The 26,579-nt window shown below is 37.6% G+C and carries 20 protein-coding genes and 1 pseudogene; 13 read left to right on the top strand and 8 right to left on the bottom strand.

The genetic code is table 11. The features are described 5' to 3' along the window. Together QRN68_RS13940 and QRN68_RS13935 are read left to right on the top strand one after the other, a co-directional pair. A partial coding sequence (locus QRN68_RS13940; RefSeq protein WP_285397498.1) for an LPXTG cell wall anchor domain-containing protein occupies positions 1–1,005 on the top strand: 1,005 nt, incomplete at its 5' end. Between the two features lie 628 nt (positions 1,006–1,633). Next, positions 1,634–2,182, top strand: a complete 549-nt coding sequence (locus QRN68_RS13935) for an RNA polymerase sigma factor (protein ID WP_285397497.1) — start codon at positions 1,634–1,636, stop codon at positions 2,180–2,182. On the opposite strand, the gene QRN68_RS13930 is transcribed toward QRN68_RS13935, so the two are convergent. After that, on the bottom strand, positions 2,139–2,858 hold the full coding sequence (locus QRN68_RS13930) for a hypothetical protein (protein ID WP_285397496.1): 720 nt from the start codon (positions 2,856–2,858) through the stop codon (positions 2,139–2,141). The genes QRN68_RS13935 and QRN68_RS13930 overlap by 44 nt on opposite strands. After that, positions 2,855–4,798 (bottom strand): helix-turn-helix domain-containing protein, encoded by a 1,944-nt coding sequence (locus QRN68_RS13925; protein WP_285397495.1) that lies wholly within the window; start codon positions 4,796–4,798, stop codon positions 2,855–2,857. The genes QRN68_RS13930 and QRN68_RS13925 overlap by 4 nt, the downstream gene beginning before the upstream one ends. A 132-nt stretch (positions 4,799–4,930) precedes the next feature. On the opposite strand from QRN68_RS13925, the gene QRN68_RS13920 reads away from it, so the two are divergent. The 4 genes and pseudogenes from QRN68_RS13920 to QRN68_RS13905 all read left to right on the top strand — a co-directional run. Continuing rightward, entirely contained in the window at positions 4,931–6,163 is a 1,233-nt protein-coding gene (locus QRN68_RS13920; protein WP_285397494.1) for an MFS transporter, read from the top strand. Beyond that, positions 6,160–7,566, top strand: coding sequence for an amidohydrolase (locus QRN68_RS13915; RefSeq protein ID WP_285397493.1), 1,407 nt, complete (start codon positions 6,160–6,162; stop codon positions 7,564–7,566). Before QRN68_RS13920 ends, QRN68_RS13915 begins: the two co-directional genes overlap by 4 nt. Before the next feature lie 199 nt (positions 7,567–7,765). Next, positions 7,766–8,182 (top strand): MerR family transcriptional regulator, encoded by a 417-nt coding sequence (locus tag QRN68_RS13910; RefSeq protein WP_285397492.1) that lies wholly within the window; start codon positions 7,766–7,768, stop codon positions 8,180–8,182. Further along, positions 8,179–8,928: pseudogene (locus tag QRN68_RS13905) on the top strand (DMT family transporter); the annotation flags it as partial. The gene QRN68_RS13910 and the pseudogene QRN68_RS13905, both read left to right, overlap by 4 nt. A gap of 53 nt (positions 8,929–8,981) precedes the next feature. Here the strand turns inward: QRN68_RS13905 and QRN68_RS13900 are convergent. From QRN68_RS13900 to QRN68_RS13880, 5 genes are all read right to left on the bottom strand, one after another. Beyond that, on the bottom strand, positions 8,982–9,419 hold the full coding sequence (locus tag QRN68_RS13900; protein ID WP_285397491.1) for a MarR family winged helix-turn-helix transcriptional regulator: 438 nt from the start codon (positions 9,417–9,419) through the stop codon (positions 8,982–8,984). A 23-nt stretch (positions 9,420–9,442) separates the two neighbouring features. After that, positions 9,443–9,847 (bottom strand): transcriptional regulator Spx, encoded by a 405-nt coding sequence (spx, locus tag QRN68_RS13895; RefSeq protein WP_285397490.1) that lies wholly within the window; start codon positions 9,845–9,847, stop codon positions 9,443–9,445. A gap of 769 nt (positions 9,848–10,616) precedes the next feature. Next, positions 10,617–12,182: an ABC-F family ATP-binding cassette domain-containing protein gene (locus tag QRN68_RS13890; protein WP_285397489.1), complete on the bottom strand. Its 1,566-nt coding sequence runs from the start codon at positions 12,180–12,182 to the stop codon at positions 10,617–10,619. A gap of 89 nt (positions 12,183–12,271) precedes the next feature. Further along, positions 12,272–12,457, bottom strand: a complete 186-nt coding sequence (locus QRN68_RS13885; RefSeq protein ID WP_285397488.1) for an SE1832 family protein — start codon at positions 12,455–12,457, stop codon at positions 12,272–12,274. A gap of 184 nt (positions 12,458–12,641) precedes the next feature. Beyond that, a complete protein-coding gene (locus tag QRN68_RS13880) occupies positions 12,642–13,688 on the bottom strand; it encodes a PseG/SpsG family protein (RefSeq protein ID WP_285397487.1) in 1,047 nt (348 codons plus the stop codon). A 298-nt stretch (positions 13,689–13,986) separates the two neighbouring features. Between QRN68_RS13880 and QRN68_RS13875 the strand changes: the two genes are divergently transcribed. The 7 genes from QRN68_RS13875 (at position 13,987) to QRN68_RS13845 (ending at position 24,611) form a co-directional block, all read left to right on the top strand. Next, the gene (locus QRN68_RS13875) at positions 13,987–14,832 is read left to right on the top strand and encodes an oxidoreductase (protein ID WP_285397486.1); all 846 of its coding nucleotides are present in this window, start codon (positions 13,987–13,989) and stop codon (positions 14,830–14,832) included. Between the two features lie 84 nt (positions 14,833–14,916). Next, the gene (locus QRN68_RS13870; protein ID WP_285397485.1) at positions 14,917–15,084 is read left to right on the top strand and encodes a hypothetical protein; all 168 of its coding nucleotides are present in this window, start codon (positions 14,917–14,919) and stop codon (positions 15,082–15,084) included. A 158-nt stretch (positions 15,085–15,242) separates the two neighbouring features. Next, a complete protein-coding gene (locus tag QRN68_RS13865) occupies positions 15,243–15,797 on the top strand; it encodes an NADPH-dependent FMN reductase (protein WP_285397484.1) in 555 nt (184 codons plus the stop codon). A 257-nt stretch (positions 15,798–16,054) separates the two neighbouring features. Beyond that, positions 16,055–19,837 (top strand): DEAD/DEAH box helicase, encoded by a 3,783-nt coding sequence (locus QRN68_RS13860; protein ID WP_285397483.1) that lies wholly within the window; start codon positions 16,055–16,057, stop codon positions 19,835–19,837. Position 19,838: 1 nt separating this feature from the next. Continuing rightward, a complete protein-coding gene (locus QRN68_RS13855; protein WP_285397482.1) occupies positions 19,839–20,597 on the top strand; it encodes a hypothetical protein in 759 nt (252 codons plus the stop codon). Between the two features lie 210 nt (positions 20,598–20,807). Next, positions 20,808–21,878, top strand: a complete 1,071-nt coding sequence (locus QRN68_RS13850; RefSeq protein WP_285397481.1) for a glycosyltransferase — start codon at positions 20,808–20,810, stop codon at positions 21,876–21,878. 537 nt (positions 21,879–22,415) lie between these two features. Beyond that, entirely contained in the window at positions 22,416–24,611 is a 2,196-nt protein-coding gene (locus QRN68_RS13845; protein ID WP_285397480.1) for a DNA topoisomerase III, read from the top strand. A 111-nt stretch (positions 24,612–24,722) separates the two neighbouring features. Here the strand turns inward: QRN68_RS13845 and QRN68_RS13840 are convergent, their stop codons facing one another. Then, positions 24,723–25,781 (bottom strand): saccharopine dehydrogenase family protein, encoded by a 1,059-nt coding sequence (locus tag QRN68_RS13840; protein WP_285397479.1) that lies wholly within the window; start codon positions 25,779–25,781, stop codon positions 24,723–24,725. Positions 25,782–26,579 lie beyond the last annotated feature (798 nt).

The raw sequence follows: 26,579 nt of genomic DNA, 5'->3' as shown, positions 1-26,579 counted from the left end.
GAAAAACCAGTGGAACCGAGTGAAAAACCGGTAGAACCAAGTGAAAAACCAGTGGAACCAAGTGAAAAACCGGTAGAACCAAGTGAAAAACCAGTGGAACCGAGTGAAAAACCGGTAGAACCAAGTGAAAAACCAGTAGAACCAAGTGAAAAACCAGTGGAACCAAGTGAAAAACCAGTGGAACCGAGTGAAAAACCGGTAGAACCAAGTGAAAAACCAGTAGTTCCAACAGAAAAACCAGCGGAGCCAACTGAAAAGCCAGTAGTTCCAACAGAAAAACCAGCGGAGCCAACTGAAAAACCAGTAGTTCCAACAGAAAAACCAGCGGAGCCAACTGAAAAACCAGTAGCCCCAACAGAAAAACCAGCGGAGCCAACTGAAAAACCAGTAGCCCCAACAGAAAAACCAGCGGAGCCAACTGAAAAACCAGTAGCTCCAACAGAAAAACCAGCGGAGCCAACTGAAAAACCAGTAGCCCCAACAGAAAAGCCAGCGGAGCCAACTGAAAAACCAGTAGTTCCAACAGAAAAACCAGCGGAGCCAACTGAAAAGCCGGTAGCTCCAACAGAAAAACCAGCAGAGCCAACTGAAAAGCCGGTGGAACAGGGTGAAAAAACATATGACCCAAAAAATGCGGGTAATGAAGTAGAGGAACCAAAGCCAGAACAACCGGTGGAACAGAGTGAAACGAAAGACTCTGAAGATGCAGGTAATGTAGAGGAACAAAAAATTCCAGAGAAACAAGAAGAACAACTGGCGGAACCGATTGAAAAAACATATGACCCAAAATATGAGGGTAATGTAGTAGAGATGCCATCAGTAGAAAAGCATATCGACAAAGCTGTTCAAAATCAAAAAGTCGACCAAGAGGAGCAACAATCTCCAAATAAAGCTGAACGCTTACCTCAAACAGGAGAAAGTAACACAACTTTATACCAAGTATTTGGTTTAGTCTTAGTAGCTTTATCATGCTTGTTATTACGACGTAACAGAAAAGAAATTTAAAATATAACCCCCTTGTTCACAAACGAACAGGGGGTTTATTTTGTCGAAAATGTTTCTTAGTATTACGTTCGTTTGGAATAAAGTTTAAATTTTTTAGCAGCGTTTATAATTTCAATAAGAAATAGAATGAAAGCTTACTCTATAAAGTAAAAATATTTGCTCATCGCTATAACATGGAGTTATTTCTGTTAGAGGGATGTTTAGGGCTGAAGCAGAGGGAGATACTGCTTAAAAAAATCTAAATTTTATCCCGCATTAACGAGGCAGTAATTTAGCTGTCCTGAAAGAAAAAAGTAAGGAGGGAGAATAACTGCCGTAAAAGCCCGATTGTGAAGACTAATAATCAGTGGGGAATGAAGAGAACCTCGTTGATTAAAGATTTACTTTAAGTCAGATAGTTTAATTGAATACTATTTGAAATAAAGTAAAAAAGTTGTGAAAGAGGCGTAGTGAGTAGCTTTCGTTGGGATAAGAAGTATAGTAATAAAACAATTTTTACGAATATTACAAGTGAAAGCATTTAAGCTTACACGATTGTAATGTAATTGAAAGCCAATACGATAGAGTGTAATACATTATTTTGCGAGAATGTGTATAGAAGCAAGAACAAGAAGCGGAGGAATACACAATGAATGAAAAATTAGAAGGCGTATATGAGGAATACAATCGCTATATATACCACTTATGTTTAAAACTTACTCGCAATAATGTAGAAGCTGAAGATTTGATGCAAGAAGTATGGGTAAAAGTTGTACGCTATGAGGATAGCGTTGCCGAGGTGGAGCATATTAAAGCTTGGCTTACAACAATTACAATGAATACATTTAGAGATCGCTATCGTAAAAAAGTACGACGTAGTAAATACATGATGAACCAACCTGAAACATTAGACGTACCTATTTTAGATTTGGTTCCCAATAATGATATTTCGACTGAAGAAAAAATTGAAAAAGATATTGTTACTAAATTAGTGCAGGATAAAATGGGTCAATTAGATGCGATTTATCGTAAAACATTATGGTATTTCTACATAGACCAATATTCACTTGCTGAAATCTCTTCAATTATGAAAGTTTCAATTGGTACTGTGAAATCTCGTTTATTCCGTGCAAAAGCACGTTTGAAAGAAATGCTTATGGCCGATGTATCAATAGTAGAGTCTGTGCTACCAGCATGATAACATGCATTGGTCGCACTAAATAATTACTTAGACGGAAGTATTCGTTCGGCCAATCCGATAAAAGATGCACTGCAAATTTACTTTGCGATGCATCTTTTTTTAACGCCGGTAAACTAGAGAACACCGCCGCCGGTAAAAGAGCCAGAAACGCCGGTAACCCTTCGAACATCGCCGGTAAAAGAGCCAGAAACGTCGGTAATCCATTGAACATCGCCGGTAAAAGAGTCAGAAACGCCGGTAACCCATCGAACATCGCCGGTAAAAGAGCCAGAAACGCCGGTAACTCTTCGAACATCGCCGGTAAAAGAGCCAGAAACGCTGGTAACCCTTCGAACATCGCTGATAAAATGCCAAAATCGCTGATAAACTCCCGAACATCGCTGATAAAAGAGGCGGAATCGCTGATAAACCCTGAACATCGCTGATAAAATGCCAGAATCGCTGATAAACCCCCGAACATCGCTGATAAAATGCTGGAATCGCTGATAAACTCCCGAACATCGCTGATAAAAGGGCCGAAATCGCTGATAAACCCCGAACATCGTTGATAAAATGCCAGAATCGCTGATAAACCCCTGAACATCGCTGATAAAATGCCAGAATCGCTGATAAACCTCTCAACATCGCTGATAACCCACCAAAATCCCCGGTAGAACCTCGAACTTTCACTCACTCACTCAAATGCAGGGCTAAATGAATCTCTAAATAATGTGTTGGATTGTGTAAATCACGATCTAATAATTCCTTAATTTTCTCGAGTCGGTGGTAGAGCGTATTTTGATGAATGTGTAAGGTGGAAGCCGTTTTTGAAATAGAACGATTTTGATGAATGTAACAACGAAGTGTTTTAAGTAAAGTTTCGTCTTTTTGCTTGTATAACGGAGCTAATATATCATGAACAAATTGTCCAAGCTCTTCTTCGCTTTGCTTGTTGAACAATCGGTTAATACCTAGCTCTTCATAACAAATAATGGTTACTGCTTCTTCTTTTTTTGCTTGGCGAAAAGCTTGTCGGAGTGCTTGGTGACTTTCTTCTGCACTCTGAGCAACATTTAATAAGTGATTCTGTACAGCTCCTATGCCGATTGCCACCTGTTGATGATAAAACTGAATCCAACTAATAATAGCTTGCGTTAATTGTTGTTTTATTTTGTGACGAAATGCTGTATCTCCTTGTAGAATCCAAACGATCGTTTCTCGCTGTGTAAATATAAAATGCTGCCCTTTAAAATATTGCTGTACATGTTGAATGAATTGCATACTATTTTTGTGAGAAAATTGTTTCAGCCTAAATTTTACGACGAATGTTGGTTTCTTAATATCGAGTTCTAATTCATCATAACGAGAATCGATGAGAGGGGCGCGTCCAGAGATAAGCTGTTGGAAAAGCTCAAAACGTTCTTTAAAATTCGTTTGTCCTGTCGCTTGTTTTTGTAGTGATTTTAACGTTAAGCTTATCGCTGCATTTTCGATAATCATACGTTGTTGGCTCGTCAATTTCTCCAACTGCTGAATAATTAAGTAACCGAAAATTTCCCTTTCATTTCGGATGGGGAAAACATAGCCTATATCTATTAATTGTTCCTCTTGAATTGTTGCTAGCTTGTTCATTGTTTCTAACGGTAAAAATGTTTTACGATCGGCTAAATTTACATATTGTATGTCTAATTGTAATAATTCTTTCATTGTTTGAATGATTTTGGTTTCTTGTACATTTTGCAAGGATAGTTTAATAAAGATTTGATGAATTTCATGTTGCTTTACAAAATATGCATTTAACCGTTCTATTTCTTCATATGCCTCCGCATTTCTAATAGCAACTGCCGCCTGCGATGCGAAGCTTTCTAGAAGTCTTAAATCACTTTGATGAAAAGCTCGTTTATTTGTATATTGATGGACAATCATTACACCGAGTTTTCTTTCATTAAAAGTAATCGGAACAGCCATCGATGTATTATTCTCGATTCTTCCTAAATGTACGGCTTCCATTAATGCGTCTAGATTGAATTTTGTAACGTTGCTCATAATCTCTAATGTTTCTTGATAGTTGTAAATGGCTGATACACCTGTTTGGAACGTATAACCTGCCATTCCCTCGCCTAACTGGGGAGCATAATCAAAGATGCGCTCTGTCACACCCGCACTAGCAACTGTATATAAACGTTTCATTTCAGGCTTAAATAGCATTAAAAATCCACGATCAATTACTGGAATAGCAAGAATGGCAAAATCCATGATGGTCTGCAACAGCGTTTTTATTTTCAAAGTTGAATTCATTACGCCCATAAGCTCAATAATTGCTAATTTTTGCTCGCGCTGCTGTATGAGGATTTTCTGATAAAAGGTCTTTTCTAACTGCCAAACTAAAAATTGCTCATCATAGCCAGTAAAGTCTCCAAAGATGATACCTTGTACCATATACTCATTTGGTTCTGGTATGTATAACGTTGCACTAAAGCGTTGCTGTTGTTTATCCCAATGTACTCCTTTAAGATCGGGGTTTATATCACAAGGCCGCCCAGAAAATAAAGACCATTCCTTTGTTGCGCTATAAATATAAAAGCTACAATTGTCATCATTCAATACAATTTCTTCATGTTCCCCTAGAGACATCGTTATTTCAACTCCATTCTCTGAATTTCGGAATATATTCTAATGAACGTTTAAAAACATTGTAAGATATTCTAATGATTTCGTCTTTTGTTTTTCTTAATATTTAGATAATTTAACGAAAGGGGTGGAGTTATGAATGTTGAACTAAAAAACCGCAGTAATTTAATTTTAGGCGTTTTATTCTTCGGATGGATGGTTTCATATATTGACAGAACTGCTATCAGCTTAGCTTTAATTAATATTGGTAATGACCTATCCTTAACAGCCACTGAACTAGGATTTGTTTTAAGTTCGTTCTTCTTTGGTTATGCTGTGATGCAAATTCCTGGTGGATGGCTAACGGATAAGTACGGAACGATTAAATTATTAGTTGGTGCCGTTATTTTTTGGTCCGTTTTCACTGCATTTACGGGATTGGCTTGGTCACTCACTTCACTACTCTTCATTCGATTTTTATTTGGTATTGGGGAAGGTGGATATCCTGCCGCAAGTACAAAAGCGATATCTATTTATTTTCATAAAGAACAACGTACAAATGCTCAAACGACGATGATGTCATCCAATATGATAGGAGGTGCTATCGCTCCTATTATTTGTGCACCTTTATTATTGGTAATGGATTGGCGCAATGTATTTTTCTTAATTTCTGGTCTAGGACTTATTTTTATAATCGCTCTTTTGTGGAGTACTAAAAATGTACAAACATTTACATCAGAGGAGCGGGAGGAAAAAGAAGAGAAGGGCTCTTTTAGGGAAATATTGAAAAATACTTATTTAATGCGTGTGCTTCTTATTTTCTTCTTTATTAATATTGCAAACTGGGGATTAAATACATGGATGCCAACATATTTAATGAAAGTGCATGGTCTTGATTTAAAAAATGTCGGATTCATCGCCGCTATACCAGCAGTGTTTGGAATGATTGGAATGATTATAAGTGGACGTATCATCTCAAAGCTAGGAGGGCGCTCAAAATATGGTGTGATTTTCGGAGCAGTTGTGCTAGCTGTTTGTTTATTTCTCATGTCTACAGCCGCTTCTGCAGCACTTGCTATTACGTATCAATCAATCGCCTTTATATTTGTCTCTTTTATGGCCTCTTTTATATTTACAACGCCACACCGTGTTGTCAATCAACAAAATGTTGGGACAGCTTTTGGCGTAGTAAATTTTGGTGGTCAAGCGGCCGGGATTATTTCGCCAACAATTATGGGCTACTTAATTAATGTATCAGGTGGTTCTTTTAAAACATCATTTATATTTTTAGCCATTATGTGTGTAATCGCTGCTGTGATCGCTGTTACTTTACCAGTTAACCATCAGCGACAAACAAATATAAAATCTGTGGAGGGATATGAACTATGAAACAGCAATTATTTGAGTGGATGCAACTACATGAAGAAACGTTTAGTCATATGGCGAAGCAAATTTGGGACAATCCTCAGCTGGGGTATGAAGAAACATTTGCGTCCTCACTACAACAAGATTTTTTGAAAAAAGAAGGTTTTGATATCGTTACTCCAATTGGCGATGTACAAACGGCCTTTTATGCACAGTGGGGATCTGGTAGTCCAATTATTGGGTTTTTAGGAGAGTTTGACGCGCTTCCAGGTTTATCACAGCAAGTCAGTTCATTATATTCGCCTGTGGAGGAGGGGGCTCCAGGGCATGGCTGTGGTCACAATTTATTAGGAACGGCTGGAGTTGAAGCGGTAGTTGCCTTAAAAGAAGTGATGACGCTTAACAATTTGCAAGGTACAATTCGTTATTATGGGTGTCCAGCAGAGGAATTGTTATCTGGAAAATCGTATATGGCACGCGCCGGTGTTTTTGATGATTTAGATGTAGTTTATACGTGGCATCCATGGACGTTTAACATGACAGCGAACTTCTCTATGCAAGCGCTCGCTGCCATTGAATTTTATTTTTCAGGTCGGACAGCACATGCTGCTGGTGCGCCACATCTAGGGAGAAGTGCCCTTGACGCTGTTGAATTGACGAATGTCGGAGCCAATTATTTACGAGAGCATGTGCCAGACGGATCTCGAATTCATTATCAAATTACAAATGGCGGCTTAGCACCGAATATTGTTCCAGATAGAGCAAGTGTCTATTATTTCCTACGCGGAGCAAACCGTGACGCTGTCAAAGATTTAGAACGCAGACTGATTAAAGTGGCAAAAGGGGCAGCGATGATGACGGAAACAGAAGTGCATTGGGGGATTAAGGCAGGGTGTTACGATACTTTACCGAATCTCACATTAAATGAGCAAATGTTGGCACAGTGGAACGAACTACCGCCATTATCCTTTACAGAGGATGAGCTGGCTTTTGCAAAGTCGTTACAGGCTTCGTTAGATCCTTCTGTTCTTGCAGGTGCTACCCAACAATCTTTTGTACCAAATGAAATAAGTAAGGAAGTATTGGTGGAGCAGGTACTTCATATTCCACAATCTTTTCGCCAATCTATGCAAGGTTCAAGTGATTTAGGGGACGTTTCGTGGATTGTGCCCCTTGGTCAGGTATTTACAACTTGTGCTCCATTTGGGGTCCAAGTGCATACTTGGCAAGCAACTGCTGCCTTTGGATCTTCGCTTGGCATGAAGGGGATGCATTATGCGGCAAAAGTGATGGCAGGAGCTGCGCTTGATTCCTTACTAAAGCCTGCTGTTATTCAAAAAGCTAAAGAAGAATTTGTGAATTTAAGAGCTGGGAAACAGTATGAATGTGGTATTCCGGAAGAAGTACAAGCACCAAATCCGGTTTAAACAAAGTCTTAGGGTGAGGAGAATTCTTCACCCTTTTGATGTATGAAACAATTGGTACGGTTTTATCTACAAATTCAATGGATGAATAAATTTGTTTTTATATACCTGTATTCCGTAATTAACGGTACAGGTTTTTTTATTAACTTGACTTAGAGCTAACTCTAAGTTGTAAACTAACTTTAATCAAAAGAGAGGGATGATGTTATTGTATTCCATTAGTAAAGCTGCTGAGATGTCTGGTATTAGTCCATATACATTAAGATATTACGAAAAGATTGGGTTACTACCTCCACCAAAAAGACAAAATGGAGGAAGGCGTTTTTATACAGAAAGCGATATTCGATTCTTGATGTTCCTGAAAAGTTTAAAAGAAACAGGAATGTCTTTAGAGGATGTTAATGAGTTTATTAAAGACGGTTGTATTTTAGAAAAAATTAATTCCGATGTGAAATCATCACAACTTACTCCTTCTATAAATAAACGTATCGAGATTTTAACAAAGCACTTGGAGAAAATGGAAATAAAAAAGAAGGAACTTGAAGAAGTGATTTCAATAGCGAACGAAAAACTAGATACCTATTATTCAATCTTGAAGGGGGAAGTAGAAATCAAATGAGGCATTTGAAAATATATCTGATGTTAATTGGCTTCTCCATTTTTACAGGAGCTACTTTTAATCTTGCGAAATATACAGTTGGATATTTTTCTCCATCCTCTGCTGCGGCATGGCGTTTCGGCTTAGCCGCAGTGGTAATGCTACTTATTTTATTTTTTTCTGAAGGTATAAATAAAAATCAATTAAAAGAGAATGCCATTTCATATGTTGTTCTTGGAGTAGTGGGAATCTTTGGATTTAATACTTTGTTTTTTGTAGGTTTGCAATATACATCTCCGGTTAATGGGGCATTAATCATGGGACTGAATCCATTATTAACGATGATTTTCGCACGAATTATATTAAAAGATAGTATTACAAAAAAGCAAGTAGTCGGTATACTCTTTGCCCTTCTTGGAGTTTTGTTAGTTATTACACAGGGTTCTATTGAGACTATGAAAACCCTATCAATTTCAGGTGGTGATTTAATAATCTTTGCAGGCAACGTTTGCTGGGCACTTTACGGTGTACTCGGACGTCGATTTATAAAGGACGCTACTCCACTATCTACCACCACTTATACGATGATTACTGGTGCTGTTAGTTTGATAGTGGTTTCTTTATTTACCTCAAATCCTGTCTCTTTACCGAACATTTCGATTGGAGCTTGGGGAGCAATTGCCTTCATGGCTTTCTTTACAAGTGTTTTGGGTTACCTTTGGTGGAATCAGGGGATAAGGGAGATTGGGGCAAATGAAAAGCACCTTTAAAAGTTAGATGTATGTCTAACTTTTAAAGGTGTAAAATGGAGTTTTTACTTTTACCGAGTAGATTCATTGTTGAGTAATTTTGCAAAAATATCACGTAATGTTTGTATTTCCTCAGCTGAGAGCATACCAAACATATTGTTGAGAATTTCGCTAACTTGTTGACGAGATTTTTCCAAAATGTCTTCGCCATCAGGTGTAATGATCAATTGAAATGCTCGTCGATCTGTGGCATGTTGTGTTTTTTCAATAAAGCCAGCATTAATGAGCTTACTCGTTAAAACAGTGACACCACCTGTTGTCACCTTTAACCGATCAGCAATGGCAGAAGGGCGCTTTGGTCCCTCCTGCGATAAGTAGTCTAAAATTAAAATATGGGATTTTGAAAAGCCGAGTACATTTTGATTATTCCACTCGTTTGCCCACTTACGCTCAATAGAGGAAACTACTTCAAACAATGAGGTAAGGGTTATTCGTTTTTCTTGATCCATATAAGGTCATCTCCAAAATTGTTTTAACTTTCTTGTGCCAATCTTGTCATAGCATCTAATTCAAAAGCACGAACTTTACGTGGAATAAAACGGCGGATGTCCATCTCGTTGTACCCAACTTGAATACGTTTTTCATCAATTAAGATAGGGCTGCGTAACATTCTAGGATGAGCTTGGATTATTGCAAACAACTCTTGAATAGAAAGCTGATCAATATCAACATTTAGATTTTTAAAATCGTTTGAGTTTGTCGCAATAATTTCATCTGTTCCATCTTCTGTCATGCTTAAAATTTCTTTAAATTCTGCAAGTGTAAGTGGGTGTGAAGTAATACGTTTTTCTTTATATCCGATGTTGTGATCTTTTAACCATTTTAATGCTTTTCTGGATGAAGAACAGCTCGCTTGTGAATAAATTATAACTGTCATTCTTCATTCCCCGCTTTCTTTTTTAGGATTATATTTTACAAATATCTTATTAGTAAGTTAAATAGGTTATACGTATATCTTACTAGTAAGATATATATAAATCAAGAGGTAATTAAAAAATTTTTCAAATAGAAATGATATTTTTTTCTATACTAAAATATACGCACAAAGAAGCAAAAAGTTTCGTAAATTCAGCTTACAATGATGTAAGTTTACTCAATGTTAATTATAGATGCTTAAAGAATATGAGAGCTTTCCTAATATGAGAGAAATAGTTTGTTTTAATAGCAGTAGATATAGTTGTTAATCCACTGATTATTATTATGATGAAATGCAGATTTTTATGCATAGATAAAAAAATTTTTATTTGAGGTCAAGGAGAAGAGCGTTTTCCAGAAGCTTGAGTGGGTTGGAGAATTGCTCAGGTCCGAGTGAAAACCGCTCGGGTAAGTCGAGAAACCGCTAAGGTCCAAGTGAAAACTGCTTGGGTAAGGTGTGAAACCGCTCAGGTCCGAATGAAAATTGCTCGGGTAAGCCCAAGAATCGCTCAGGTCCCGCGAAAACCGCTCGGGTAAGCCATAAAACCGCTAAGGTCCCGCGAAAAGCGCTCGGGTAAGCCAGAGAACCGCTCAGGTCCCGCAAAAAAACCACTCATGCCCCGCGAACCCCTTAAATTAATGTTCCTCACGCTCAATTTCCAGCCACTAAAAAGAGGGCAGCCCCGAGTGATCCAAGAATCACATTGGTAGCTGCCCACATTAAAATATTTCTAGCTTTGTTGTCCTGAAGTAAACCAGTCTTGGACATTCCAAACTTTTGTTGCTAAACCTTCATAGAAATCAGGTTCATGGCTTACTAGTACGATTGTGCCTTTAAATTCTTTCATGGCACGCTTTAGCTCTTCTTTTGCATCGACATCCAAGTGGTTTGTCGGTTCGTCAAATACTAGCCAGTTTGCTTCTTCCATCATTAATTTACATAAACGTACCTTTGCTTGTTCACCACCGGATAAAGAATTCAGTGGGCGAGTAATATGGTCCGTTTTTAGTCCCGCACGTGCTAATGCTGCGCGTACTTGTGCTTGCTCCATAGAAGGGAAGGCATTCCATACATCATCGATTGGTGTAATTTTGTCTGCCTTTACTTCTTGTTCGAAGTAAGATGGGTAAAGATAGTCACCACGAAAAACTTTTCCGTCCAGTGGGTTTATTTTGCCTAGCATCGTTTTTAATAATGTTGATTTACCGACACCGTTCATACCGACTAGAGCAATTTTTTCCCCGCGTTCAATTTCAAAGGTAAGTGGGGGAAGTAACGGCTTGTCCTTATCATATCCAATGACTAAGTTTTCAGCCTCCACTACATAACGACCTGAAGAGCGTGCTTCTTTAAAGCCGAATTCAGGCTTTACAGCTGTTTCAGGACGATCGATACGCTCTAAACGGTCAAGCTGCTTGGCACGAGATTTTGCACGACCAGTAGTTGAGTAGCGAGCTTTATTTTTCGCGATGAAATCCTCTTGTTTTTTAATGAACTCCTGTTGTTTTTCGTAAGCATCGATATGCTGACGTTTATTGATTTCAGCAAGCTCTAAAAACTTTTCATATGTCGCTGTATAGCGAGTTAATTTTGAAAATTCTAGTTGGAAGATGACATCCACGGTTTCATTCATAAACTCCGTATCATGCGAAATTAATAAGAAAGCGTGTGGATAGTTCCTTAAATAGTTTTTCAACCATGTAATATGCTCTTCATCCAGATAGTTTGTCGGCTCATCAAGTAATAATACTTTTGGTTTTTCAAGTAATAGCTTTGCTAATAAAACCTTTGTACGTTGACCACCAGAAAGGGCAGCAACATCACGTTCTAAGCCGATTGCATCAAGACCAAGACCTCGTGCAACCTCTTCAATTTTCATATCAAGAGTATAGAAATCTCCTGCATCCAGAGCATCTTGCACCTCAGCCATTTGCTCTAGTAAAACCTCTAATTCTTCAGGTGTTGCTTCAGCCATTTTCCCTGTAATTTCATTGAGCTCTTCTTCTTTTTTATATAAAGGAAGAAAGGCATCACGTAATGCATCACGCATCGTGCGACCAGCTGTCAATGCTGTATGCTGATCTAAATAGCCGTAATGCGTTCCAGGAAGCCATTCAACCTTCCCAGTATCGTGGATTGTTTGCCCCGTAATGATGCCCATTAATGTGGATTTACCAACACCATTTGCACCTACAAGACCAATATGATCACCTTCAACTAAACGAAAGGATACATCTTTAAAAAGCGTGCGGTCACCGAATGAATGACCTAAATTTTCAACTGTTAATATTGCCATATATGTTCCTCCAAATTCAATCAATACAATTATGTGAAATAATAGCTATCTTCCTACAGCGTGTTTTTATTTCAATAAGCTTTTCATTATTAAAGTTCTGCTAATTGTTTATTTAACTCCGCTAGCGTTGCTTCCATATTCGCAAGGCGTTGCTCAGCTTTTGCCACTTGATCATTATGACCTGTAGATTCAAGTTTTTCGATGTCGCCTTGTAAGTTCATATAATCCATTTTTAGCTCTTTAATTTGATATTCAATATCACTTTTTGATGGCACGATGATTGCTCCTTTATGTGTAAATTTGTATAACGAAAGCGTGTAAAAGCGATGGAGGTTTGTTTTATCCCCCACCGCTTATTAGTTAAAATCAATCGGGTACTTATTTGGTTTGAATTTTTCGATACTCCACGTATGGGTGAAAATTCTACTATATTGTATCATATTCACCTTCAAAGAATCACTAAGTAGAAGCGATATTATGTCGATCATAAGCGAAATCTAAAAGCATTGACTGTAGTGCTTCATTGTTACTTGTAAGATTGAGTTGACGTTGTTTTTTTACAGCTCGTTCACTACGAGCCTCATGTAACAGAAACTCCATAACAGCATTTTGAATTTGTGATTGTTTCATTTTGCGCCCAAGCCCAAGGTGAATAAAGCCATTCTGTTCACGAGGGAAGGCGTGTAATAGTTCAGCCTCTGTTTGGGCAAGTGTAATACAAGGCACACCATAAGAGGCGATTTTATAAGGTGTATAATTTGCATTACAAATAATAACATCCGCTTTTGGTAATAGTTTTAGGAGTGCGTTTTTATCGCGAAGAATGGCAGTGTTACGACGACTGAGCACCATCATTTGCAAGTCATCGGTCGCATGTCGATAGCTATCATCAATCATCACTGTAATTTGTAGTGGAATTTGTAGCTGCGTTAAGTGTCGAAGAGTACGGTAGGTTAGGTTATGCTCGTCCCCATCCTCAAAGGCAACAACTATATGAGGCGGATTTTCAGGTGTTTTATTGACGGGTCTATCATTAAAGTTTTGGTAAGCTTTCGGTAATGCAAAGTTGAAACTACCACCAATATAATGAGATGGTAAATAATCTTTAACTTCTTGATAGAGTGCTAGCAATACACAGTCACAGGCTTGACCACCCTCACCAAAATCATCAAAATGAATGATTGTTTTGCAGAACGGTCGTAAATTTTGTACTTGCCAGCTTTCAGAGTTACGACCATCTCTTGCAATTAAATCAGGCTGAATATTTTTCATATGCTTCGGTAATTCATCGAAATGTTCAAATAAGATTGGCGAGAGATTTTCATTCATTAAAATTTGAATCCCATCATTTGAAGGGGTCTTTACAAATATGAAAACATTTTCATTTTCAAGTAGCTTTGCCAGCGTTGCAACCCGTTCAAAAGGATACAGCCCTTTATCAATACAGCTTTCAATAATGAAAACAATCGTTTTTTTCGGTTCAGTTGCTTGAGTTTCGTTTTGCAAATGTATCCCATCCTTTCATCTGTCTATTTAAACTATGGTGAATAATGGTCAAGTATGTGTGAAAAATTAGGATTATTAAATTATGACATAATGTAAAAGGTAGGCTCTTTAAATAGGTAGCCACCTCTAAATAGTTTTTTGAAACTCCTAATAAGAGTTCCTTCATTGTCCGATAAATAAAGTAGAGCTATCGGGAATATACATACGATTGTTTTAGTTCATCACCAAAAATAAAATGCGATGTTCTTCCAGCGGTGCGACTTCTGGAACGAACCGAGCTTAGAAAGGGGTACAACCAATGGGAATGCGAGCAGCGATTGTTGTAGGGGCTACTGGATTAACAGGTACCTCTCTTGTCAAACAATTATGTGAAAATGATGAATATATTTCAGTTACGGTAATTGCACGAAGAGAGCTAGCATTTACGGATCCAAAGCTAGAAGTGAAAATTCGTAATTTCGATACTTTAGAAGAAAAAGATATCGAATTTGCACATGAGCTCTATTGTTGTTTAGGAACAACGATTAAAAAAGCTGGATCACGCGAGGAATTTGAGAAAGTTGATTTTGAATATCCGCTAACTATAGCTTCGTTAGCAAAAAAACGAGGAATCCCACATATGCTGGTTATCACAGCAATGGGGGCAAATGAAAATTCTCCATTTTACTATAATCGAGTAAAAGGAAAGCTTGAACATGATCTTACGGAGCTAGGTTTACAGAGACTTTCTATTATTCGGCCATCTTTATTAGTTGGGGAGAGGGAGGAATTTCGCTTAGGTGAAAAGGCGGGAGAGAAAGTTTTAAAACTGGCAAAGCCGCTATTAGTTGGACCATTAAAGCGTTCGAGGTCTATAGAAGCCTCACAGGTTGCGAAAGCGATGATTGTTATTGCACTGAACGGTAATAAACAACCAGTTACCATTTATCCATCTCAGGAACTGGCTAAGTTAGATTTCCCTGAAGTGAAGAATAAGGATGTTTCAAGGGAAAAATTATTTAATTGGGATAAGCACAAAATATCGGGCTATAGCGATGAAGGACATAAAGTAAATCGAGAAGTCGTTATTAATCGTGATAAGTATAAAATAGAGGAAACTGTCGTAGATAAGGAAGTAAATTTTCATCATCGTGAGGATAAATAAGGTTCATCACCAAAGTTGGGGAATATATTTGTTATAACATATTCCATGTATATAAGTTGATCTTCGTTACGACTGGGAGACTCCTTGGGGATTAGCATCACAGTGGAGACCCTGCTGCGAAGCGAAGCTGGACGCCCCCAGGAATCTTTGCTCTGTGCGAAAGCGAAGCGGCAGCGACAAAGCCCCCAGTCGGAATGGAAATCAACCCCACTCTATGGAGATGAGCCAAATAATAAAGAAAGTAACAAGTAATCGACATACCAAGTCCACAATCTGTAGTGATATTTCTTATGTAGACTACGTTCCGCCTAAAGACTGAATTTACGCTTTTGATCACTCCCATTCTTTTCGTGCCTCTTTTCATTTGTTACAATATTATTGTAGAAGATGAATGTGGAGGCAAAATGAAAATGAAAATTTTACTCGTTGATGGCACAATGTTTGGTCGTAAAACTGGTGCTATTTTAGAGCAAGTAGAGCAATATGTTAAAGAATTAGATGCTAGTTTCGAGTTGGAAATTATGCATTTTAGTCAATATAAGCATCAAATTGTAGACGGTTCACCGTTAAACGATGATATGAAGGAAATGATTCAAAAATTTGAGGAAGCGGATGCGTATATTATCGCAACACCGATTTTCCAAGCATCGATCCCAGGTGTTTTGAAAAATGCATTTGATTTCTTACATCCGAAAACAATGCGCTATAAGCCAGTATCTATCGTGGCCAATGGTGGCACATACCAGCACCATTTAGTAGTAGAAAATCAGTTGAAACCAATTTTAGACTACTTCCGTGCACTTGTAACTCCGAACTATGTATACACGCATACATCTCATTTTGATGCAGATAATAATATTGTAGACGAAGATGTGCATAATCGTTTACGTGAATTGGCTCGTGTTTTTGTACAGTATTGTGAAATGAGCAAAACATTGCCAAAAGAAACGATTGATCAACATTAAGAAAAATTTTGATCCCTTGTACAGTGGAAGGAAATCACTGTGCAGGGGATTTTTCTTTTTAACTTCTAGCGGATGTCCAAACACCCGCTGAAATAGAGGAACTCAGTCTAAGAACGCCACGTCCTGTGGCAACGACTGAGTGACCAACATCACGTTGGTTCAAAGCCTCTGGACGCAATTATGCCGAGGCATAATTGATGTATCCTTTTACGATGTGATAAAATTGAACTTTAGTGAATCGGAAGGGAGGGCTGCTCATGCAGGACATAGCTTTACTAGAAAAACAACGCTGTAATCTGATTTTGACAAATAAAGCGAAGGAAGCGGTAGAGGAATGCTCAGCAAATGAGCATGCCTTTTTTGCGTTACAAAAAACTCTCACTGTTTACATCGAAAAACGCAAGGCAAAAACACTTGGTGAAACGTTTTTATCGATTTATTTTAATGCCGAACAAAATGACAAGTTAGCCGACGTCCTTGCAGAGAAAACAGCCATTATGGATTGTGTACTAAAGGTTGAAGGATTGTTAGCTACAAATCTTCGTTTTGTACATATGCGAGGACCGATTAATACAAACCGCCGCCTACCAGCAGCGTTACAATTTGTCACAAAACCTAATAATGGAGCAGGGATTCCGCTTGAACTTCATACAAAAATTAGAGAGTTGCCAATAGCCGAGGAGCGCACAGAATATGTGAAAAAGCGTATCGGGAGCTGGGAAGGCTATTTAAAAATTCAAGAACGTGATGCGACCATTGATGATATTCATACAGAATTCAAGCAAAGCTATTTTAATGAAGATTTTACTCGGCTTACTATTGTCTGCCCTTATATAAAGTCGAAGGAATGGAAGAAACTTGAAGGTCTAAGTGTGAGCATTCAAGGGGTACGCGGTGAAATTGGACAAGTATTAAAGGCTAATGCTGGGAAGCAGACAGTAGAAATTGACTTGAAGCCTTTTGTGCAGAGTTTAGCACGTAAAGATCAGCTTAACCTTCGCTCTAAGCAAGCGAGCTTTAGTAATTTTGCGACATTGAGTCAAATTAGACGATTACGCAATGGCTTTACAAAGCTAGAAAAGGGTGAGGCAGTTAACCCTAATTTAGAGACAATACTTTTTGAAAAACGTCCAACTGTTCGAACAGCAAAGCTCCGAGAGGATATAGTTTTTCACAATAATTTAAATGAATATCAGCGACGAGCTGTTTTAGGCGCATTGTCTGTTGAAGATTTGTATGTAATTCAAGGACCTCCTGGCACAGGGAAGACAACTGTTATTTCTGAAATTTGTCAGCAAAATGTCAAGGCTGGCTTAAAAACACTTGTAGCTTCTCAATCAAATCTAGCCGTCGATAATGCATTAGGACGACTTCTCTCCAATCAAGAAATTCGAATTTTACGCTATGGTAGAACGGAAAGCATTGAAGAAGAGGGTAAAAAATTTATAGAAGAAAATGTTGCGCTTCATTGGCGTGAGCAAACTCTCATAGCGATTGAAGAGGAAATCACGGCCTTTACGGAACGTGAGCAAGAACTGAAATCAAGTATGATCAAGGCTGAGGAAGAGCTAGAAAAGCTTGAGGCATGGCTTGAGGAATTAACAAAAGAAATAGCCGCAAAAGAACAGGCTGCAATAGACGAGCCTATTTTACAGCAGGAAATACAAGCGTTAAAAAAAGAATTAAAGACTGCAAAAGCTGAGCAGCAGGAGTGCGAGGCGCAAAAAGAGCATTACGAAAAACAACTGGCGCAAATCGAGCCTGCTGTAAAGACAATGGAGCAGACCATTGCCGAAAACCCATCAATAGAGCAACTAAAGCTTACTATAGAGGAAACTTCCCGAAAGGTGGAGCAATTGGAAGCGGCTGCTCAATATAAGGAGCTGCAAGAGCAAAAGCAACATCTGACACTGCAGTTCAAAGATATTCAATTGAAATATGAAGAGGAAAGTAACCGTCTTCGATTAATGAAGGAAGCGGAAAAATATATCGGTAATTTAACATCCTATGAGCGAATTCAACGATTTTTACAGCACTATCACATTCGTCCATCCTATGTGCTGTCACAGCAAATTAGTCGTTTACAGCATTTAGAGGATGCCAAAGATTTAGATGCATGGGCAACCATTAATTCACGTCTACAAAAGGCAATCGCAAAGCTTGAAGCATTGGTAGTAGATGAAGAAAAAGAACGTGCCCTTGCTAAAAGTAGATTACAGCAAGTTCAATCGTTTTCATTGCAAAATCTCACAGGTGTTTTTGCGCAGCTTAATAAAGCCTTTGAGAATGATCAAACCCCATCTGCCGAACAAATTGAGAGTTTCTTACTTGGACTATATATGCGTCGTGATTTTGTTTGGCAAAAAGGGGTAGCTCTCAAACAACAACAAGATCATAAAGATCAGGAATTTGAGTCCTTACGTAAAAATGTTGGTGGATTAATACATCAAGAATGTGCAATTACGAGCTTCGACGTCCAAAGCATACAGCGACAATTACAACCATTTTTACAGCATACAGAACGACTTCAGCAGCTAGCTGAGACATTCCAAATCGATGCTGAGCCAGAGGAATCTGTAGAACATTTAAAAATGCTTGTATCGCAATCAAAATCTTCGCTTCAAACTGCACATCAACAACTTGAAGCAGTTGAACAGGCTCATACACAGCTTCTACCAAAGAAAGCGGCCCTTCAAACAGTGCAAACTAGCTTACAAGAGATTGAACAACAGTTAACACAATTAGAAGAAAATATTAAAGAAATTAATATAACTGGATTGAAGAAGGAGAAGCAGCTCACAGCTTGTACAAGTCTCCTACAATCAACACCAGAGCGTACTTTCGAGGAAGTAGAGGAGGCGATTATCTCCTCCAAAACAGCGATTGAGGAATTACAGCGCAAGGAACAGCAGCTACCTCTTCGAAAAAAATTACAAGAGCAATGGCGTGACAAGCTGCAAAACGCTACGGAATATGATTTAGATGAAATTCGTAAATTATATGTGCGTCACGCTAATGTTATCGGTACAACATGTGTTGCTTCAGCAAGTAAGGAATTTATGGAAAACTACCCGACATTTGATGTTGTTATTATCGATGAAGTATCTAAAGCAACACCGCCAGAGCTATTATTACCGATGCTTAAGGGGAAAAAAGTTATTTTAGTGGGCGATCATCATCAGCTACCTCCGTTACTTGGAGATGATACGTTAGAGGAAACGTTAAAGGCGATGTTAGATGAAAATCCGAACTTTGATGGCGCACAGGAATTAAAAAATTTACTGCGTGAATCACTATTTGAACGCTTATTTAATAATTTGCCGCAAACACATAAGCAAATGCTGGCATTGCAATACCGTATGCATGAAAAAATTATGCATAGTATTACACCATTTTACGCAAAAGAGGAAAATGGTCTGCAATGTGGTTTATCAGATTCCGATGCAGCACGAGACCATTGCTTAGAGGGGCAATTTGTGAGCCGTGAAGATCATTTAATGTGGATTGACATTCCTACCGAAAAACCTTATCTAGAGGAGCAGGTAAAGGGAGGAACAAGTCGATTTAATGAGGGTGAATTACAAACAATTCGACGTATTCTAATAGACTTAAACGAGGCTGTTATCGCAGCAAAAGAAGCGGGGCGTATGCCACAGGATGCACAAAAAAGCGTTGGAGTTATTAGCTTCTACGGGGAGCAGGTTAAGAAAATTAATCGCCTTCTGCAGCAGGAATTACAGCTACCACATCTTCAATTTAGAACAGGGACAGTCGATAAGTTCCAAGGTATGGAGATGGACGTCATTTTAGTCAGTATGGTACGTAATACGCCTAAAGGGGGAGACGTTGGCTTTGCAAGAGATTATCGCCGCTTAAACGTTGCCTTATCACGTGCCCGAGAGCTATTACTACTTGTCGGAAGTGCTGAGATGTTTGCCAAACGTGCGAAGCATCAAGATACGCGAGAGATGTACAGCAATCTGTTAGATACAGTGAAATCCTATAACGGTTTGCGTAATCATGAAGGTCAGGTGATGTAGAGTGTCAAAATTACAGCAGCGCTTAATGCGTGAACTTCAGCAAAATCGAAATATTAAAATCGTCAAAACCAATGAATGGTGCATTCCGATTCGCACAGTAGAAGTGACCTATGAGCCCGTTCGTCGTTCCACTATGGATGTCTTGATGACGATGTTGTTAATTAGCATACAGGAAGCGGATTTTGCAAGTACACAAGATTTAAGTGAGTTATTGCTAGTCGATCCATTATTTATTGAGGATCTAGTATCTTTAATGTCTCGAGTAAGTCTTATTGAGCAACAGGAAAACTTCTATAGATTAACATCTAAAGGGCAGCAGCAACTGGAACGTGGCATCTTTGAAGAGGAGTTAGATGTTGAAATGGCCAACCTTTACTATAGTCCATGCCATCTTGCATTTCTTGCTGTCGACGAGGACAATATGGAAGAATATGACGATCTACCAAAGCTATATCGCTATGTGGATCAAGAGGCTGAGAAGCAGGAGCAATTCGAAGAGGCGATGTTAATAGACGCATTGCAGCAAGGTGATGACGAAGAAGCTGGAGCTGGAGCGTCTCAAAAAATCATTTCAAAAATTGTGCAAACAGACGCTAAACAAATTAACGATATCCCGTGCCTTGAATTTGTCCTTCACGACAAAGAGCAGGATATTGTCTTTGTTCGTGTATGGAATGCCCTGTTAAATCAATGGGATCCTAATTTAGAACAACAGCTCACAGAAAAAGAACAACTACAATGGCGTGAAAAATATTTATAAGACAAAAAAACGAACGTGTATCGCGTTCGTTTTTTTGTGCTTTTTGAGGTGGCTGTCGATAAAACGGAAAAGTTGGGTGATAAATATAAAAAGTTAGGTGATAAATTCAAAAAGTTGAGCGATAAATTAAAAAATAGGACGATAAAATGGAAAAATGCCTTGATAAATTTTCAAGCTTGCATATATTAATACAAAAAAAGGAGGGGACAGATGCTAACGATTAGTTTATGTATGATTGTCAAAAATGAAGAATGTATTATTGAAAGATGCCTAGATTCTGTTCAATATTTAGTGGATGAAATCAATATTATTGATACAGGCTCAACTGATCGTACAAAAGATATCGTCCAAAACTATACCTCTAGAATTTTTGACTTTACATGGTGTGATGATTTTTCCAAAGCCCGAAACTTTTCCTTCCAGCAAGCAACGAAAGATTATATTTTATGGCTTGATGCAGATGATGTAATCACAACAGAACATCAGCGCAAGCTACTTCAGCTTAAGCAATCTCTCTATCCTAACGTCGATGCTGTTTCAATGGAATATTATGTAACGCTCGATGCAGATGGCTGTGTAGAGTCTAGTGAAAAAAGATTTCGTCTTGTCAAACGTGCACGTAATTTTCAGTGGCAGGGTGCCGTCCATGAGTATTTAGATGTATCAGGCAAGCTCTATCATAGCGATATAGCGGTTACGCATTTGCCAAGAAAAAGTGATATTCATCGCAATATTCGTATTTATGAGCGTTTAAAGAAAGAAGGGCACCCATTTTCAGCTAGAGAAACATTTCATTTCGCAAATGAGCTCAAAAATCATCAGCGATTTTTAGAAGCTATAAATCACTATCATATTTTCCTAGATTCCAAACTAGGCTCTACTGATGACAATATTCAGGCTTGCTTAAATTTAGCAGATTGCCACCAACAGCTACATGATTCAAAACAAGCAACCCAAGCTATTTTACAATCATTACTATATGATCGACCAAGACCAGAAACATGCTGTCGAATTGGTCATTTTTTTATGGAGCAATTGAAAAATAAAGAAGCGATTTATTGGTATTCACAAGCACTGCAGCAACCTATAGAACAGACAATGGCTATTCACAAGCACGCTTATTCTACATGGCTTCCACATTTACAGCTAAGCCTGTTATACAATCGGTTGCGACTCTATGAAAATGCACACCAACATAATGAGGAAGCGCGGAAATATAAGCCAAATGATCAGCGCATACTAGACAACCGAAAATACTTGTTAAGTCAGTTAAAGAAGTAAAGCCGTCATGGAAAGGGAACATCAATAAAATTAATATATATACCGTAACCAATTAACACCGATACAAAAACAACAATCGTCATAAAAATCACATTCCGAGGTCTGAAAGTTCGAGCATCCATTAATCCATCCCCTTTCGAATTTGTGAACATTCTGTTAACTCAACATATGTTTTGACAGTTAGAGTATGCAGTTCATCGTAAACATTTTTTTGAAGCATAGAAAAAGAGCAAATTTACGATTAGCGTGAATTTGCTTTTTAAATTTCGTCTGGCCTGATCAGTTTTCTGGCATACCTGATCAGTTCTATGATGTACCTGATCAGTTCTTTGGCATACCCGATCATTTTTCCGGTCAACCCGATCAGTTCTTTGGCATACCCGATCACTTTTCCGCTCAACCCGATCAGTTTTCCCGTTAACCCGATCAGTTCTCCCACAATGACTATTATGAAGACTAAGTAGTGGCCCTACTCAATTTCCACCCTGAACTTATGGTATATTAGACAGTACATAGTTAGTAAAGGAGTACGAATATATGGTTAAAAGTGTAGTTATTGCTGAAAAACCTTCAGTTGCACGTGATATAGCAAATGTATTGAAATGTAATAAAAAAGGGAACGGATTTTTAGAGGGTGACAAATATATTGTTACTTGGGCATTAGGGCATTTAGTAACATTAGCCGATCCAGAAGCCTACGATAATAAATATAAAACATGGAATTTAGAAGATCTTCCAATGTTGCCAGAACGCATGAAGCTAGTAGTTATGAAGCAAACGGGTAAGCAATTTAATGCAGTCAAATCACAGTTAACTCGTAATGATGTAAATGAAATCATTGTAGCTACTGATGCTGGTCGTGAAGGGGAATTAGTTGCACGTTGGATTATAGAAAAGGCCAATGTGAAAAAGCCGCTTAAACGTTTATGGATTTCATCTGTTACAGATAAAGCTATCAAAGAGGGATTTGCTAATTTAAAACCAGGTAAAAACTACGATAATTTATATGCTGCTGCGGTCGCACGTTCTGAGGCGGACTGGTATATCGGATTAAACGCGACACGTGCATTAACAACAAGATTTAATGCACAGCTGAACTGTGGACGTGTGCAAACTCCAACTGTTGCGATTATTGCTGCACGCGAAGATGAAATTAAAAACTTCAAACCACAAACGTATTACGGAATTGAAGCGCAAACAGATTCTTTAAAGCTGACATGGCAAGATGCAAACGGAAATTCACGTAGCTTCAATAAAGAAAAGACCGACGTTATTGTCAAAGCATTGGGCAACCAAGATGCAAAAATTGTTTCAATTGACCGCAAGCCTAAAAAATCATTTGCCCCAGGTCTTTATGATTTAACAGAATTACAACGTGATGCCAATAAACTATTTGGCTATTCTGCAAAAGAAACATTAAATATTATGCAAAAGCTATATGAATCTCATAAAGTGCTAACATACCCTCGTACGGATTCACGTTATTTATCATCTGATATTGTAGGTACATTGCCTGAGCGCCTAAAAGCATGTGGCATTGGCGAATATCGTACATTAACAAATAAAATCTTAACAAAGCCGATTAAAGCGAATAAATCATTTGTAGATGATAATAAAGTATCCGATCACCATGCGATCATTCCAACTGAAGGCTATGTGAATTTATCTGCATTCAATGATAAAGAGCGTAAAATTTATGATTTAGTAGTAAAACGATTTTTAGCTGTATTATTCCCAGCGCAAGAATATGAGCAATTAACAGTACAAGCTCAAATCGGTAATGAGAAATTTATTGCCAAGGGGAAAACCGTGACAAATGCTGGATGGAAGGAAGTATATCAAAATCATTTTGATGATGAAGAATCAACGGATGATGTAAAAGAGCAACTGCTTCCTCGTTTAGAACAAGGACAAATGTTAAAAACAAAGCTAATTGCTCAAACATCTGGTCAAACAAAACCACCAGCACGTTTTACAGAGGCAACTTTGTTATCAGCTATGGAAAATCCTACGAAGTATATGGAAACGAACGACAAGAAGCTTGTAGATACATTAAAATCAACAGGTGGACTAGGGACAGTCGCAACACGGGCTGATATTATCGAAAAGCTATTTAATTCATTCTTAATTGAAAAACGTAGTGGCGGCAAAGAAATTTATATTACTTCAAAAGGTCGTCAATTACTTGATTTAGTACCTGAAGAATTACGTTCCCCAATGACAACAGCCGAGTGGGAGCAAAAGCTTGAGCTAATTTCAAAAGGTAAGTTGAAAAAAGACGTGTTTATCAATGAAATGAAAAAGCACACGAAAGAAATAGTCGCTGAAATTAAATCGAGCGATAAAAAATATAAACATGACAATATCTCAACAAAGTCTTGTCCAGATTGTGGTAAGCCAATGCTTGAGGTAAACGGTAAAAAAGGCAAAATGCTTGTTTGCCAAGATCGTGAATGTGGTCACCGTAAAAACGTATCACGCGTCACAAATGCACGATGCCCACAATGTAAGAAAAAGCTAGAACTACGTGGTGAAGGTGATGGCCAAATCTTCGTATGTAAATGTGGATATCGTGAAAAATTGTCTGCATTTGAAGCCCGTCGTAAAAAAGAAGGCGGTGGCAAAGTAGATAAGCGTAGTGTACAAAAATACATGAAGCAGCAAGAAAAAGAAGCGGAACCGATGAATAATGCATTTGCGGATTTATTAAAAGGGATGAAGTTTGATGAATAGGAAAAAAATGTGCAAATCTGATTTTAGATTTGCACATTTTTTCGATTTTATAAGCTGTTTGATTTCACTATAAAAGGTTAGGTTGTTTAGCTAACCACCTAATGTAATCCTTTATTTTTCAAATTCCTCGATGACAATGTCGGGACAGTTTATTTCGGAGAACAATTCATCTATATCTGTTATTTCAAAAGGATACACTACACCTTTCACATTTTTTTGTTGAGCTATTTTTGCTAAGGAAGCAGTTGCCATTGCTGTCGTGTGATAATCAGAAAATGTAGATAGGGCTAATATTTTTACCTTTTCTTTATTATCGATTATTCCTTTTACCTCAACGGTAAGAAAAGCATTTTCATTTTTATGAGGTTTATGTTTTACTACCTTTGAAAGAAAATCCTTGTACTTATGAACATTTTTTATGAAGCCAACTTGTCTTAAAAAAGATACCAGCTTATTGAAGGCATTATCATTCCAAGAAGTCCAATAATTTATAGAGTTAATGTCTAACGTTTCTTTTAAGATAGCTTTTTCTGAATGGTCTATACATCTTACCTCTTTTTCTTTAAGGTGATGAAGGAAATCCATTTTTCTTTTATTAGTAAATCCAGATATTACTTTGTTTTCAAACTTTACTGGTTGAGCAATTATATTTAACATATCTAAAATTCCGGAAATCCCAGCTTTAGCATTTGTATTTTGTAATAAACCAACATTTATCTCTGTCACTTCTGAAAAATTTGAAATAGCCTTTTTTACCATTAAGCCTGATAATCCAGGGAAAAATCCAGACATTACAACTGAACCTACATCATTATTTTCTGCATCTTCATTAAGTTCGTTAACTTTCTCTACAAAGTCATAATATGGTGTAACATCTAGACATAATATTTTATTTTTTATACATGCTTTTTGAATATATGGATGTTTTTGTTTCAACACTACAACTACAATATCAATATTTTTTATTACTTGCTTTACATTTTCCTCTTCATTTGCATCTAAATATTGGAATTGAACATCGGTTTTAAAAGAATTCGCTAATGTTTCTCCTCGTTCAGTTTTATAGTCTGTCACTATTAACCTTATTTGATTATCAAATATTCTTAATAATTCACTACAAACTAATTGACCAAGAACTCCAGATGCCCCGACAACCATAATCTTTTTCATTTTAATCACCCGTTTTACACTTTACTGAATATCGTAATATTCTTTCTTTTTATTATACAACCTAGATTATTCATCAACATATAAAAAACCCCACAGAAAAACTGACCTATCAGCTTTTCTGTGGGATTCTCTTTTTCACTTAATAAAAAGAAAGAATCCATTTCTGTTAAGGTTGTTGCGACCAAACAAACACCAAAGAAAGGATTCTTATGATGACTACTTTATCGCAAATTTCCTTACATTAATCGTTCTATCAAATTATCTAATGATGGAGGTGCGCTTTCTTCGGATAGCGGTCATCTTGTTTTTCGTGAATTTGGACGCTCACGGTACTTTAAATTGTCTTCTAGCTTCGTGTATGCATATTTCTTTTGGGACGTACTGACCCAAGTGCAACAATTAGAAATCAAATAACCTTTTTTTTAAATCGACATCGCACAAAGGGTGGAGTTTATCCCAAATCGGATTGTGGGCTTCACTAAAAAACTTATGAAAATCCACAAACTTTAGATTGCTATGAGGGATTCAGGTATAATTTTTTTGCAAACATTATAATAGGAAGTTTTTCAATGAAATGATAAAGTATAAATTTTTTTCAGGAAAAGTGTTGACCTTTTTAAATTAAGGGTGTAGTATTATACAAGTCGTCAAGACAACTACTGAAAAACAATCAAATTTAAATAAATTAGTTGTTGACAGAAAGTTTGAGGCGTGATATTATATAAGAGTTGCTGTTGCGAAACGGTAACGAAATGAACCTTGAAAACTGAACAAGCAAAACGTAATCAATAAAGTTTT

Origin of the sequence: Lysinibacillus sp. fls2-241-R2A-57 (assembly GCF_030209535.1) — a bacterium.
In the GTDB taxonomy this organism is placed as follows: Bacteria; Bacillota; Bacilli; order Bacillales_A; family Planococcaceae; genus Lysinibacillus.
This window is presented reverse-complemented; position numbering and strand designations above follow the sequence as displayed.

Excerpts from the sequence above, each read along its gene's own strand:
- QRN68_RS13935 (WP_285397497.1), top strand. The coding sequence starts at position 1,634 with ATGAATGAAAAATTAGAAGGCGTATATGAGGAATACAATCGCTATATA.
- QRN68_RS13900 (WP_285397491.1), bottom strand. The coding sequence starts at position 9,419 with ATGGATCAAGAAAAACGAATAACCCTTACCTCATTGTTTGAAGTAGTT.
- QRN68_RS13875 (WP_285397486.1), top strand. The coding sequence starts at position 13,987 with ATGGGAATGCGAGCAGCGATTGTTGTAGGGGCTACTGGATTAACAGGT.
- QRN68_RS13850 (WP_285397481.1), top strand. The coding sequence starts at position 20,808 with ATGCTAACGATTAGTTTATGTATGATTGTCAAAAATGAAGAATGTATT.
- QRN68_RS13865 (WP_285397484.1), top strand. The coding sequence starts at position 15,243 with ATGAAAATTTTACTCGTTGATGGCACAATGTTTGGTCGTAAAACTGGT.
- QRN68_RS13915 (WP_285397493.1), top strand. The coding sequence starts at position 6,160 with ATGAAACAGCAATTATTTGAGTGGATGCAACTACATGAAGAAACGTTT.
- QRN68_RS13890 (WP_285397489.1), bottom strand. The coding sequence starts at position 12,182 with ATGGCAATATTAACAGTTGAAAATTTAGGTCATTCATTCGGTGACCGC.
- QRN68_RS13860 (WP_285397483.1), top strand. The coding sequence starts at position 16,055 with ATGCAGGACATAGCTTTACTAGAAAAACAACGCTGTAATCTGATTTTG.
- QRN68_RS13845 (WP_285397480.1), top strand. The coding sequence starts at position 22,416 with ATGGTTAAAAGTGTAGTTATTGCTGAAAAACCTTCAGTTGCACGTGAT.
- QRN68_RS13925 (WP_285397495.1), bottom strand. The coding sequence starts at position 4,798 with ATGTCTCTAGGGGAACATGAAGAAATTGTATTGAATGATGACAATTGT.
- QRN68_RS13920 (WP_285397494.1), top strand. The coding sequence starts at position 4,931 with ATGAATGTTGAACTAAAAAACCGCAGTAATTTAATTTTAGGCGTTTTA.
- QRN68_RS13840 (WP_285397479.1), bottom strand. The coding sequence starts at position 25,781 with ATGAAAAAGATTATGGTTGTCGGGGCATCTGGAGTTCTTGGTCAATTA.
- QRN68_RS13910 (WP_285397492.1), top strand. The coding sequence starts at position 7,766 with ATGTTATTGTATTCCATTAGTAAAGCTGCTGAGATGTCTGGTATTAGT.
- spx (WP_285397490.1), bottom strand. The coding sequence starts at position 9,847 with ATGACAGTTATAATTTATTCACAAGCGAGCTGTTCTTCATCCAGAAAA.